Source organism: Corynebacterium pygosceleis (assembly GCF_016595275.2).
GTDB lineage: Bacteria > Actinomycetota > Actinomycetes > Mycobacteriales > Mycobacteriaceae > Corynebacterium > Corynebacterium pygosceleis.
The window spans coordinates 456,421-469,866 of sequence record NZ_JAENIQ020000003.1 but is presented as its reverse complement, the minus strand read 5'-3'; the positions used below and the strand labels follow the sequence as shown (position 1 = coordinate 469,866).

Genomic DNA, 13,446 nt, shown 5'->3' with positions numbered 1-13,446 from the left:
TATTCGTCGGGAATCAGCTACGGATCCGCGCCCCGTGCCGCTGTGCCGCGGCTTCCGCGGCCGCCAGACGTGCGGCGGAGCACTCGTCATCGGTCAGCGTACGGTCCGGAGCCCGGAACCGCAGGGCGAACGCCAGCGACTTCCGGTTCTCGCCGAGACTCTCCGAGCGGTAGACGTCGAAGAGGTCCACGGCCTCGACGAGGTCGCCCGCGGCCGACAGCAGCGTGCGGCGTACCGCCTCGGCGGGAACCTCTTCGTCGACGACGAGCGCGATGTCCTGCATCAGGGCCGGGAACGGGGACAGGACGGGCGCGGGTGCGGACGGAGTGAACGGCAGCGCTGTGACGTCCAGTTCCATCGCACAGGTACGGGCGGGGAGTCCCGCGCGTTCCAGGACCTGCGGGTGAAGTTCACCGGCGTATCCGACGACGGTACCGTCGACGCTCAGGGCGGCGCAGCGTCCCGGATGCCACGGCAGGTGTTCCGCGGCCGAGACCTCGAGTTCGACGTCGGCGGCCCGGGCCACGGTCCGTGCGGATTCCACCGCGTCCGCCCAGGTGTAGGGACGGGTCTCAACCAGGGGTCCCGCGGCTTCGACGTCACCGGTGCCGACCGTCGCCACGTGGAGCGGCTGTGCCGGCAGGGACGCCAGAAGTTCCTCGATGTCCCGGCCGGAGGGCCTGGCACGGACGTCCGGCATCGGGGAGCGATCGACGTCGCCGGCGACCGTGACCTGTTCGACACCGTAGAGCGACACATCGCGTTGTCCCCGGGAGACGTTCCTGCGCACGGCGTCCAGCATGTTCGGCAGGAGTGTCGTACCGAGAACCGACCGCTCGGCCTCGAGCGGGTTCAGGACCCCGACGGTCTTCCGGCGGGGGTCGTCGGCGTCGAGTCCCCAGACATCGAAGACATCGGCCGCGATGAACGGACTCGGGAGGATCTCCGTGTAGCCGTTGTACGCGAGGGCGTGACCGATGGCACGACGGCGACGCTGCGCCGGTGTCAGGCCACGACCCGCCGGTGCGGTGGGAACGACGGAGGGGATGTCCTCCAGGCCCTCCAGTCGCAGCACCTCCTCCACGAGATCCGCGTCCATCGTGATGTCGGGGCGCCAGGTGGGCGGAGTGACGGTCAGTGCGTCGCCGTTCCGCTCAACGCCGCACCCGACCTCTTCGAGCCGTCCGATGACCGCGTCCGCGTCGATCTCCATCCCGGCGATCCGCGTGGGACGTCGGACGTCCATCTGCACCGTGGGCATGACAGGAACATCCCCGACGAGGGTTCGGCCCGGATCCACGGTTCCGCCACCGATACGCGCGAGCAGGTGGGCCGCCACATCGAGGGCGACCTCGACGAGGACGGGGTCGACACCGCGCTCGAAGCGGCGTGACGCCTCACTCGAGAGTTTGTGTCTGCGGCTGGTCCGGGCGACGGTGATCGGGTCCCAGTTCGCGGCCTCGAGGTAGACGTCGGTGGTCTCTGCGTTGATCTCCGAGGAGGCGCCGCCCATGACGCCCGCCAGTGACAGAACACCCGAATCATCGGCGATCACGACGTCCTCGGGGTCCAGGGGACGGCTGACCCCGTCGAGGGTCTCCAGTTTCTCGCCCTCCGTCGCCCGACGCACGACGAGCGTGTCGCCGGTGATACGGGCCGCGTCGAAGGCGTGCATCGGCTGTCCGAACAGCATCATCACGTAGTTGGTGACGTCGGTGGCGGCGTTGACGGGCCGTTGACCGCAGAGCATCAGTTCCCGCTGCATCCACAGCGGGGATTCCGCCCCTGCCGTGACACCGGTGACGCGGCGCAGTCCGAAGCGCACCGCCTTCGTGTCCGGTGCGACATCGACGTCCAGGAGGGGACCGTCGATCTCGGGAACCTCGACCTCGATGCCGGCGATCGACGGATCGGTGGCGGGGTCCGTGAACGGTATCCCGAAGGCGCTCGCGATCTCCCGGGACAACCCGCGGGCCGAGAGCGCGTAACCCCGGTCCGGAGTGACGTTGACGTCGAAGATCGTGTCATCCAGCCCCATGATCGCGCGGGCGTCAGAGCCCAGCTCGTACCCGACGTCACCGGGGAGGGTGATGATCCCCTTGTTCTGCTGGGTCGTCAGCCCGAGTTCCGCTGCGGAACAGATCATCCCCGCGGACATCCGGCCGTAGGTCTCACGCGCCGCGATCTCGAAATCACCGGGAAGTACGCAGCCGGGAAGGGAGACGACGACATGGTCCCCTTCGCTGAAGTTGCGGGCGCCGCAGACGATCGACTGGAGTTCGCCGGTGCCGTTGGCGTCACCGACGTTGACGTGACAGTGCCGGATGGGCTTCTTGAAGCCGGTGAGTTCCTCGATCGACTCGACACGTCCGATCACCAGTGGGCCCGTGGTCTCCGGGATACGGGAGAAACCTTCGGTCTCGAAACCGACACGGACGAATCCGCTGTCGAGTTCGGGATCGGTGACCGACCAGTCTGACCGGGATCCGTCGGCGGAACGCAGCAGGCGGGTGACCCAGTTCTTGGCGATGAGCATGTGGGGATTCTCCTGGGGTTGGAAAGAGGTGGTGAAGAGACGAGGAATGTGGGTTCGGACTAGGCCCGGACACCGAACGGCTGGGTGAAGCGGATGTCACCCTCGACCATGTCGCGCATGTCGGACAGCCCGTTGCGGAACTGAAGTGTGCGCTCGAGTCCCATTCCGAAGGCGAAACCGGTGAACTCCCCGGGGTCGATGCCGGCGGCACGCAGAACGTTGGGGTTGACCATGCCGCAGCCGCCCCACTCGATCCAACCCGCCCCGCCCTTCTTGTTCGGGAACCACACGTCGACTTCGGCGGACGGCTCGGTGAAGGGGAAGTAGTTCGCCCGCATGCGGGTGCGTGTGTCGGGACCGAACAGTGTCTGCGCGAGATGATCGAGGGTTCCGCGCAGGTGCGCCATGGTCAGGCCACGGTCGACGGCGAGCCCCTCGATCTGGTGGAACACCGGGGTGTGTGTCGCGTCGAGTTCGTCCGTCCGGAACACCCGGCCCGGGCAGGCGATGTAGATCGGCACATCCCTGGAGAGCATGGTCCGCATCTGGACCGGTGAGGTGTGTGTCCTCAGTACCCGGGAGGAGCCCTCGGGCGCGATGTGGAACGTGTCCTGAAGGGTCCGGGCGGGGTGGTCGGGGAGGAAGTTCAGTGAGTCGAAGTTGAAGTACTCCGCCTCGACCTCCGGGCCGTCCGCGATCTCCCAGCCCATCCCGACGAAGATGTCGGCGATGTTCTCGCTCAGAGTGGTGATCGGGTGCATCGCACCCGCCTGCGTCCGGGAGGTGGGCAGGGTGACGTCGACCCGTTCCGCGACGAGCACCTCGGCGTTGCGCTTCTCCTCGAGTCTGCTCTTCGCCTCGGCGAACGCCTTCTCCACCCGGCCGCGCGCCATGTTGACGAGACGTCCGGCCTCCTTGCGCTGTTCCTTCGGAATCGACCCCAGGGAACGACGCGCCTGCGGAATCGGCGCCTCGTCACCGAGGTGCGAACGCCGTAGGACGGCGAGTTCATCGAGGGAGTCGGCGGCGGCGAAAGCTGCGAGCGCCTCCTCCGCTGCGTGGTTGAGGCTGGCTTCGGTCAGCTGACTGTCGGTCACCGCGACTCTGACTCCTTCTTCGTCGGTTGCATCAGGGGATTCTCACGGCGGGGAGAGCGGCCCGGAAAATGCGCCGCCACCACACCCACCGCCGGCCGGTCAGGGGGTGGACCGACTCATGGTGCTCTCGAGGATCATACCCGTTCGGGTCGCCGGTGCAGTGCTCCGGGGATCCTACCCGGGTTTCGCTCAGTGCCGATGTTGTGCACGTGCGGACTCGTAGAGGCAGATGGCCGCCGCTGTCGCCAGGTTCAGGGACTCGGCACGGCCCCTGATCGGAATGTGGATCCGGTGGTCGGCGGTTTCGAGCAGTTCGTCCGGGAGACCGTGCGCCTCATTGCCGAAGAGCCATGCCGTGGGTTGCGCGAGTATCCCCCCGGCCTCGTCGAGACTCAGTTCCCCGTCGGCCGCTGTGGCGATGATGGTCAGGCCACGTTTCCGGAGGCCGTCGATCACATCCCCCTGCTCATGGTGCCGGACGACCGGGAGATGGAAGAGGGAGCCCGCCGAGGCCCGGGCGGACTTTCCGTTCTGCGGGTCGACCGTGTCGCCGGTGAAGATGACGGAGTCGGCGCCGACGGCGTCCGCGACGCGAATGAGGGTGCCGGCATTGCCGGGTTCGGAGGTCTGCACGGGCACGGACACCAGGCGAGTGTCCGCGTTCAGGGCTCCGTCCAGATCGACGAGCACCGGCCGACAGACCGCGACCAGGCCTGTCGGGGTCACGGTATCGGCCAGCTGCCGTCCGGCTCTGTCGGTCACCGGGTGGATGTGCACACCCGCGGACGCGGCCCCGTTGAGCAGCGCGGGGAAGCGTCCCGCCGCGGATTCGGTGACGAAGATGTCGGTGGCCGCACCACGGGCGACGGCGGCCTCGACGCAGTTGCTCCCCTCGACGAGGAACAGTCCGGCTTTCCGTCGTCCGGCACTGCGGTGGAGCTTGACGGCGGAAACCACCCTGGGGGTGCGTTCCGTCGCGGGTTCGGTGAAATCGAGGTGCATGCGATCCAACCTAGCAGCCGGCCTCGCTCCCCCGTCCCTCCGCCGGCACGGACGCCGCCCGCCGGAGGATGACACGGCTGTGAACGGGAAACGCCCCCGCTCCCGGGTGACGGGAGGAGGGGCGATTGGCCGGGATCACCCGGAGGTGTCACGGACCATCATGTCCTGCGGGCCCTGTTCAGGCTGCCTTCGGTGCGTTGACGTCCTCGGGGAGGGCGGCCTTCGCGGCTTCACAGATTGCGGAGAAGGCGGCGAAGTCGTTGACGGCGAGTTCCGCGAGGATCTTGCGGTCGACCTCGATCTCGGCGAGACGGAGTCCCTGGATGAGGCGGTTGTAGGTGATGCCGTTCATCCGGGCGGCGGCGTTGATGCGCTGGATCCAGAGGCGACGGAACTGGCCCTTGCGTGCGCGACGATCGCGGTACGCGTAGGTCATCGAGTGGAGCATCTGCTCCTTGGCCTTGCGGTACAGGCGCGAGCGCTGTCCACGGTAGCCCTTGGCGGAATTGAGGATGACGCGACGCTTCTTCTTGGCGTTCACTGACCGCTTGACACGTGCCACGGTAAAACTTCCTTACGAATCTTGGGGATAAATTACTTGTGAGGGGGAGCCTGCCGCCGATTCCGGCGGCGTGGCATCACGCCCGGCCGAGGAGACGCTTGATGCGCTTGTTGTCGGCCTTCGAGACGTCCGTGGTGCCCTTCAGGCGACGGGTCCGGGTGGAGGGCTTGCCCTCGAGGAGGTGGCGACGGTTGGCCTTCTCGCGGCGCAGCTTGCCGGAGCCGGTGACCTTGATTCGCTTTGCGGTGCCCTTGTGGGTCTTCTGCTTCATGAGTGATGTCCTTAAAAAGCTAGTGTGTTTACTTCTTGCCCTTGCGGAGCGGACCGATGACCATGGTCATGTTGCGGCCGTCCTGCTTCGGCTTGGTCTCGACGACACCGTATTCGGCAACGTCCTGCGCCAGTCGATCCAGCAGCCGGTAACCGAGCTCGGGCCGGGACTGCTCTCGGCCACGGAACATGATGGTCACCTTGACCTTGGAACCCTTTTCAAGGAACCGGACCACATTACCCTTCTTCGTCTCGTAATCGTGGTCGTCGATCTTGGGACGAAGCTTCTGCTCCTTGACAACAGTCTGCTGCTGGTTCTTCCGGGACTCACGCGCCTTCTGCGCGGTCTCGTACTTGAACTTGCCGTAGTCCATGATCTTGCAGACCGGAGGCTTGGCGTTGGGGGCGACCTCGACCAGATCCAGGTCAGCTTCATACGCGAGCTTGCGGGCGTCCTCGATGCGGACGATGCCCACCTGCTCACCACCGGGTCCGACGAGCCGGACCTCAGGAACTCGAATTCGCTCATTGATGCGAGCTTCAGCGCTGATGTGTACTCCTAGGGTTGCAGTGAATAATGCGTGATACCGCACCGCAACCTGGATGTCCCCCGTACACCGCGATGAACGGTGAACCCGGAAACGACGAAACCCGCTGACCCGTCACGACGTGACGGAGACAACGGGAGATCCGGGCGTTCGGTCGATGACGCGGAATACCACCGACGTTCCGACATCCACCGAATTCTGACTTGGGCGGGCGGACCGCCGGACGAACCGGACGATCGACACTACGCGACAACCACTGTCCAACCTGACTCTGGGTCAGGCGGCGTATGGTGGGAGGGACCTCCACTTTGCGGCCCTGTGCGCTTTCCCGTATCGAGATCATCGGGACCATCGACACCGACAGACGGCGTGGATGCTGTTCGATGATGTTGAACACGGGAAAAGCCCACACTGGGCGGTAGTGTCTGAACTGTATCACGGTCACCCGCCACGTCCAAACCCGATGGCCTCTCCCCCGTTCCACGTACCGGCGCGGTTCCGAGCCGGGTCAGGGGCTGACGTAGACCACGGCGTTGTCACCGCCCCTGCAGACCCAGGCGCCGGCCCCCTTCGGTGAACACTTCATCCGGTAACTCTTTCCGGTGACCGGTGACACGGCGGAGATCGACCGGGACGAATTACCGCCCTGACCAGCGATCTGCTTACCGACGTTCATCGCGAAACCGCAGCTGGTCACGTCGGTTCCCGCGTACACGCCGGATCCGCCGGAGTCACCGCACCCTGTCGCACCGTCAGGAACCGAGAACCTCGGTTTCTTCGTCGTGGTCTTCGTGGTCTTCGTGGTCGTCCTCTCCGCCGACGACCTCTCCGTCGTCTCCTTCGTCGACGACCTCTCGGTCGTGGACTCCGATGACGTCGTCTTCTCCGCCTCATCCGTCACGGATTCCGTGGACGGGGACGGCGACGGGGACGAGGTGGACCTGTCCTTCTCTTCGGCGGTGGTCGATGACGGGGATGAGGTCTCCCTCGTCTTCTCCCCGGACGGAGTGGTCGTCACGGTGCCGGTGTCAACCACCGCCGGCGTCTCCGGGGACTTCGGGGCACCGCCACCGGTGTCCCCCCATCCGAGCACGGTGAAACCGAGTGCCACGACGGAGAGTGCGGCGATGATGACGACGACGAGAAAACCGATCACGACCCCCGCCGCCCCCCGTTTCCGGGGACCCACGGTCGTGTATCCGGCCGGTGGTACATGCTGCGGGGCGCGGGCCCCGGCCGCAGCCGGTCCGACGGAGGTCATGTACCGGGTCGGTTCCGGGTCGGAGCCGGGGTTCCGACCGGATCCGGTGTCGTGCGCGAACACGTCACTCTCCGGGGGAACGTCACCCCACGGGTCCCGTCCCCCACCGGTGCCGCCCGGAAGCTGATCGCCCCGACCGTTGGAACCGTCGCGTCCGTTCGTGTCAGTCACGGGTACACCTCACAATTCATCGTCTCTGTGCCATTCATGCCGTTCATCGTCCCCGGGGTGTGGACGACCCACGTTCACCGTGTTCACCGTGTGCACGTACCGGGGTGGTCGGGGCCGGTTCAGGGCCGCACCCACGAGGATAGTGCGCCCGGCCCGGTTCACACACCGCCCGCGACCGCCGGAGGCTCTCCGCGGCGCACCTAACCGGGCATGTTCCGGGCAAACCACCACGGATGGTACCGGTTACGCTACCCGGAGCCGGGGTTGTTTTCCGGGGCTGACGGTCTTCCGTGGCACGACCTAGACTCTGGAGACATGCCGACCGACAACAGGAAACGGGAGACTCTGGCGGAAGCGCTCCGGAGTCTCGATGCCGCCGAACAGGCACTCACGGAGGCCCGTCACCGGGTGCTCCGGGCGCTCGACGGGGAGGTGCGGCCGAACCACGTTCTCCCGACGGAACACGGACGGACGGTTCCACCGGAACCGCCCCGTCACCCCTCACTCGACTGGGGACCGCCTCCCGCGGAAGCACCGACGACGGAAGAGAAGACCGCGCCCGTCGGCGGCACAGGAGCACACGCCGCGCCCGCCGATCCACGGCGTGCCGGGGCGGCGCCCCGGACGGCAACCCCCACTCCGGATGAGCCGTGGTGGCACTCGGAGAACGTCGTCATCAGGCTCCTCGCCGTCGGCGGCGCGCTGATCACCCTCGGTGGTGTCGCTCTGCTCGTGGTTCTCGCTGCGCAGAGCGGGCTGCTCGGCCCCGTCGGCCGGGTGGTCCTCGCCTACCTCCTGGCCGCCGTGCTCGGCGCCGGGGCGGTGGTGGTGCACCACCGCTTCAGTGAACGGGCCTCGAACACTCCGACGATCATCACCTCTTTGCTGTTCACGGCGCTGCTCACCGGTCTGACGACGACCTGGTTCGTGGTCTTCGACTACGGATGGTTGCCGGTGTGGGTGGGGTCGACCCTCGGTCTGGTCCTGTTCGGCCTGTGTCTCTCCCGTGTACGCAGGTGGAGGATGGAACTTCCCGGGCTGGTGCTCACCGTCGGCGTGACCCTGTTCATGATCGTGTGGAACTGGTCTCTCGTCGGGAACGACGTCACCGGGTTGGACCGGGCGTGGCCCGCAGGCGTCCCGGGTCTGCTCCTCCTCGTCACGACCGCAGGTCTCGGTTGGCGGCGGTCGAGGATCGTCGCCGCCGGATCGGCACTCGTCGCCACTGCACTCGTCTCGTGGACCCTCGTGTTGAGCCCGGAGAGTGTCGCGCTGGAATTCGCGGGGGCCGTCATCGTCGCGGTGATGTTCACGGCGGTGATCGTCAGGGACCCGGTGCCGACATCGGCCGGGGCCGAGAAGCTGGCTGCGGCGTGGGCTCCGGCACTGACCGTGCTCGTCATATTCATGAACCCGGTCGAGCACATGCCGCAGGTGGTGTACATGCTCCCCCTTCTCCTGGCGGTCGTGATGATGGCCGTCGGGCACAGGATCCGTTCGACCGGAGACACCGGGGCGGGCGTGTCCCCGGCCCGCTTCGTCGCACCGACGTTGATCGAGGTCGGCGCGGCTGCGGCCCCGCTGTCTTTCTTCATCATCACGGACATACTGCGGATTTCGTCGACGACGCCGTACGTCCCGTTCCTCCCCGCGTTCTTCCTGGCCGCCACCGTCCTCGCCGTCACCGTTCTGCCCCGGATTCTCCCCTCCCCCTGGCCGTGGATCACCTGGACGTTGGCGGTGCTGCTCTACACCCTGAACGTCTCGTTCATGGTGTGGTACCGGGACATCGCGGGGCTGCGGGAGAATCCACCGGCCGTCATGGGGTTGCTCATCATCGTCCTGATCGTCACGGTGCTGCTCACCCGGTCCCGTTTCACCGGGATACCGGTTCCGGGGAAGATCGTGCTCGCGGTGGTGGCTCTGCACCTGTCGGCTACCGCGGTGGTCGCCGTGTTCACCCGTGCCGGTGCCCTCACGGGGTCCCCCGAACTCGGTTTCCTGCTCGGACACGCCACGGTGTCGGTCCTCTGGATCGCACTCGCGGCCCACGTGCTCCTCCGTGCACGCGATCTCAGTCCACAGGCGTCACTGGGGGCGGGAACGCTCCTCGCCGCCGCAGGTACGGCGAAACTGATCCTCGTCGATCTGGGGACCATCAGTGGGGTACCCCGGGTGCTCGCGTTCCTGATTTCGGGCGTGGCCCTGCTCACCATCGCGACACTCCGTGCCCGTCGTGACCGGCCGGAACCGGTCGGTGACACCACCGTGCGGACGGAGCCACCGGTGCCGTCGTCCCGACCGGAGACGACCGGCGGTGACGGGGACGCGACGGGCCGGTGACCGGGTCACCGGCCGCCTGTCACCCGGAGGTGGTGAGCAGCGGGCGGAGGAACTGTCCGGTGTAGGACCCCTCCACCCCGGCGACGTCCTCCGGGGTTCCCTCCGCGACGACACGCCCGCCGCCGGCGCCTCCCTCGGGCCCCATGTCGACGATCCAGTCCGCCGCCTTGATCACGTCGAGATTGTGCTCGATGATCAGCACACTGTTGCCCTTGTCCACGAGGCCCTGGATCACCAGCATGAGCTTGCGGATGTCCTCGAAGTGCAGGCCGGTTGTCGGCTCGTCGAGGATGTAGATCGTCCGGCCGTTGGAACGCTTCTGCAGTTCACTCGCCAGTTTCACCCGCTGCGCCTCACCACCGGAGAGCGTCGTCGCGGACTGCCCGAGACGAACGTAACCGAGCCCGACATCGACCAGGGTGTTCAGGTACCGGTGGATCGAGGTGATCGGCCGGAAGAACTCCGCGGCCTCGCTGATCGGCATGTCGAGCACCTCCGCGATCGACCTGCCCTTGTATTTCACCTCGAGGGTCTCACGGTTGTACCGTGCCCCCTCGCACACCTCGCACGGGACGTACACGTCCGGGAGGAAGTTCATCTCGATCTTCAGGGTTCCGTCACCACGACACGCCTCACAGCGTCCCCCCTTGACGTTGAAGGAGAAACGGCCGGGCTTGTACCCGCGCACCTTGGCCTCGTTGGTTTCGGCGAACAGGGTCCGGATCTTGTCGAACACGCCGGTGTAGGTCGCGGGATTCGAGCGCGGCGTACGCCCGATCGGTGACTGGTCGACCTGCACGAGTTTGTCCAGGTGCTCGATACCGTCAACCCGCCTGGCTTTACCGGGCACCTGGCGGGCCTTGTTCAGCCGGTTCGCCAGAACCCTGGCGAGGATCTGGTTGATGAGTGTGGACTTGCCCGAACCCGACACTCCGGTGACACAGCACAGGACGCCGAGCGGCAGGCTCACGTCGACGTTGTCGAGGTTGTTCTCCCGCGCACCGACGACGGTGAGCATCCGTTCCCGGTCGATCGACCGACGTTCGTCCGGTACCCCGAGGACCCGCTCACCGGAGAGGTACTGACCGGTGAGGGATTCGGCGCAGGTCCGGATGCCGGCGGGTTCACCCTGGTAGACGATCTCGCCCCCGTACTCCCCGGCACGGGGACCGATGTCGACGAGCCAGTCCGCGGCGTTGATGGTGTCCTCGTCGTGCTCGACGACGATGAGGGTGTTGCCGATGTCCCGGAGGTGTTCGAGTGTGGTGATCAACCGTTGGTTGTCGCGCTGGTGGAGACCGATCGACGGTTCATCGAGGACGTAGAGGACGCCCGCCAGCCCGGATCCGATCTGGGTGGCCAACCGGATCCGCTGTGCCTCCCCGCCGGAGAGTGTCCCCGCGGCACGGTTGAGCGACAGGTAGTTCAGGCCCACGTCCAGGAGGAACTTCAGGCGTGCCTGGATCTCCCTCAGCACGGCCCCGGCGATCATCTGTTCCCTCTTTCCGAGGGTGAGTGTGTCGAGGAACTCGGCCGCGTCGGCGACCGACAGCTGGGTGAGTCCAGCGATGGACTGTTCGCCGTGACTGTCCGACGCCAACCTCACCGCGAGGATCTCGGGCTTGAGCCGGGTTCCGGAGCACGTCGGGCACGGGACCTCGCGCATGTAGGAGAGGATCCGGTCCTTCTGGCTGTCGGAATCCGTCTGGTCCAGCTTGCGCTGGAGGTACGGGAGCACGCCCTCGAAGGGGGCGGTGAAGTTCCGGATCCGACCGTAGCGGTTCTTGTAGCGGACACTCACCTGGTGTTTGCTGCCGTGCAGCACGGCGCGACGCTGCGCCGCCGTCAGTTCACTGAACGGTGTGTTCTCGCTGAAGTCCATCACCTGGGCGAGACCGGTGAGGAGTTTCCCGAAGTACTTGGTGTTGAAACCCGTGCTCCACGGCTGGATCGCCTCGATCAGGGGCACATCGGGATCCGGGACGACGAGGTCGATGTCGACCTCGAGTTTCGTCCCGAGGCCGTCGCAGGCGGGGCAGGCACCGTACGGGGAGTTGAAGGAGAAACTGCGGGGTTCGAGTTCATCGACACCGAGCGGATGCCCGTTCGGGCAGGCCATCTTCTCGGAGAACCGACGCGTCCGGTTCTCGTCCGCCTCGTCCAGCCCCACGAAGTCGAGGATGACGACCCCGTCGGCCAACCCGAGGGCCGTCTCCACCGAGTCGGTGAGACGTTGCTTCTGGCTCGACTTGACCTGCAGCCGGTCGACGACGACCTCGATGTCGTGTTTGACCTGCTTCTCCAGTTTCGGCGGATCGGAGAGCTGGTGCACCTCACCGTCGACGCGGACACGTGAGTACCCCTGGGCCGCGAGGTCCGCGAACAGGTCGACGAACTCGCCCTTGCGGGTACGGACCACCGGTGCGAGCACCTGGAACTTCAGTCCCTGCTCCATGTCGAGGACCTGATCGACGATCTGCTGCGGCGTCTGCCGCTCGATGACCGCGTCACACTCCGGGCAGTGGGCCGTTCCGGCCCGGGCGTAGAGCAGTCGGAGGTAGTCGTAGACCTCGGTGATGGTGCCGACGGTGGAACGGGGGTTCCGGTTCGTCGACTTCTGGTCGATGGACACGGCCGGGGACAACCCCTCGATGAAGTCCACATCGGGTTTGTCCATCTGCCCGAGGAACTGTCGGGCGTAGCTGGAGAGCGATTCGACGTAGCGCCGCTGTCCCTCCGCGAAGATCGTGTCGAAGGCCAGTGATGATTTCCCGGACCCCGACAGACCGGTGAACACGACCATGGTGTCCCGGGGCAGATCGATGTCGACCCCTTTGAGATTGTGTTCGCGCGCTCCGCGCACGATGAGCCGATCAGCCACTGGCTTCGGTACCTTCCGGTTGGGCGTGTAGAGGGCAAACTGTATCGAACATATCAACGACTGGGGTGTTTAGCTACTCTGGTCGGCATGTCCCACGATGTCACTCTGCGCTCCCTGTCCGTCTCCGAGATGGACAACAACTGCTACTTCCTCTTCGCCGGCGACCGGGCCCTGCTCATCGACGCGGCGGACGACGCCGACCGGTTGATCTCCTTCGCCGCCGACCACGGGGCGACGATCACCGGGGTCGTCACAACCCACCGGCACTGGGACCACGTCCGGGCACTCCCGGATGTCCTCGGGAAGACCGGCGCCACGCACTACTCATCCTCCCTCGACGCCCCGGCGCTACCCGCCGATGTGGACGTGGAACTCGAACACGGTGGAACGCTCGACTGGGAGGGACGGACGTTCTCGGTGGTGGTCCTGCGCGGGCACACCCCGGGGGGCCTCTGCGTCGAGGCGACCATCGACGGCACCACGCACCTGTTCGTCGGCGACAGTCTGTTCCCCGGCGGTGTCGGGAAGACCAACGGGGACGACGACTTCCGTCGCCTGCTCTGTGACGTGTCCACCCGTGTCTTCGACGTCTATCCCGATGACACGGTGATCCACCCGGGGCACGGCAAGGGGACGACCGTCGGCGAGGAACGTCCGAAGCTGCAGGAATGGAGCGAACGCGGCTGGTGACGGTCGTCTCCGGCATGTGCACGCACCAGCGGGAAACCGGTAGGATTGTCGGACAGTCGCACGTCTGGTCCCACCGGCCGATTTC

The 13,446-nt window shown here is 66.4% G+C and carries 10 protein-coding genes; 2 read left to right on the top strand and 8 right to left on the bottom strand.

The window, feature by feature from the left end:
- Positions 1-13: 13 nt before the first annotated feature.
- The 7 genes from pheT to JIM94_RS08560 all read right to left on the bottom strand — a co-directional run bounded on the left by pheT (position 14) and on the right by JIM94_RS08560 (position 7,447).
- Entirely contained in the window at positions 14-2,536 is a 2,523-nt protein-coding gene (gene pheT, locus JIM94_RS08590; RefSeq protein WP_200252051.1) for a phenylalanine--tRNA ligase subunit beta, read from the bottom strand.
- Positions 2,537-2,595: 59 nt separating this feature from the next.
- On the bottom strand, positions 2,596-3,633 hold the full coding sequence (gene pheS, locus JIM94_RS08585; protein WP_200252049.1) for a phenylalanine--tRNA ligase subunit alpha: 1,038 nt from the start codon (positions 3,631-3,633) through the stop codon (positions 2,596-2,598).
- 189 nt (positions 3,634-3,822) lie between these two features.
- Positions 3,823-4,635 (bottom strand): TrmH family RNA methyltransferase, encoded by an 813-nt coding sequence (locus tag JIM94_RS08580; RefSeq protein ID WP_200252047.1) that lies wholly within the window; start codon positions 4,633-4,635, stop codon positions 3,823-3,825.
- A gap of 178 nt (positions 4,636-4,813) precedes the next feature.
- Positions 4,814-5,197, bottom strand: coding sequence for a 50S ribosomal protein L20 (gene rplT / locus JIM94_RS08575; RefSeq protein WP_200252045.1), 384 nt, complete (start codon positions 5,195-5,197; stop codon positions 4,814-4,816).
- A 76-nt stretch (positions 5,198-5,273) separates the two neighbouring features.
- Entirely contained in the window at positions 5,274-5,468 is a 195-nt protein-coding gene (rpmI, locus tag JIM94_RS08570; protein WP_200252042.1) for a 50S ribosomal protein L35, read from the bottom strand.
- A gap of 28 nt (positions 5,469-5,496) precedes the next feature.
- The gene (infC, locus tag JIM94_RS08565; RefSeq protein WP_200252039.1) at positions 5,497-6,060 is read right to left on the bottom strand and encodes a translation initiation factor IF-3; all 564 of its coding nucleotides are present in this window, start codon (positions 6,058-6,060) and stop codon (positions 5,497-5,499) included.
- 463 nt (positions 6,061-6,523) lie between these two features.
- Positions 6,524-7,447, bottom strand: coding sequence for a hypothetical protein (locus tag JIM94_RS08560; protein WP_200252037.1), 924 nt, complete (start codon positions 7,445-7,447; stop codon positions 6,524-6,526).
- 315 nt (positions 7,448-7,762) lie between these two features.
- Between JIM94_RS08560 and JIM94_RS08555 the strand changes: the two genes are divergently transcribed.
- Complete coding sequence (locus tag JIM94_RS08555; protein WP_200252034.1) at positions 7,763-9,790, top strand: DUF2339 domain-containing protein; 2,028 nt, start codon at positions 7,763-7,765, stop codon at positions 9,788-9,790.
- Between the two features lie 19 nt (positions 9,791-9,809).
- Here JIM94_RS08555 and uvrA read toward each other — a convergent pair whose 3' ends face one another.
- Positions 9,810-12,671 carry an excinuclease ABC subunit UvrA gene (gene uvrA, locus JIM94_RS08550; protein ID WP_200252031.1) on the bottom strand — a complete coding sequence of 954 codons (2,862 nt, stop codon included), beginning with the start codon at positions 12,669-12,671 and terminating at the stop codon, positions 9,810-9,812.
- An 87-nt stretch (positions 12,672-12,758) separates the two neighbouring features.
- Here uvrA and JIM94_RS08545 point away from each other — a divergent pair, with 87 nt between their 5' ends.
- Positions 12,759-13,361 (top strand): MBL fold metallo-hydrolase, encoded by a 603-nt coding sequence (locus JIM94_RS08545; RefSeq protein ID WP_200252020.1) that lies wholly within the window; start codon positions 12,759-12,761, stop codon positions 13,359-13,361.
- Positions 13,362-13,446: the final 85 nt, after the last annotated feature.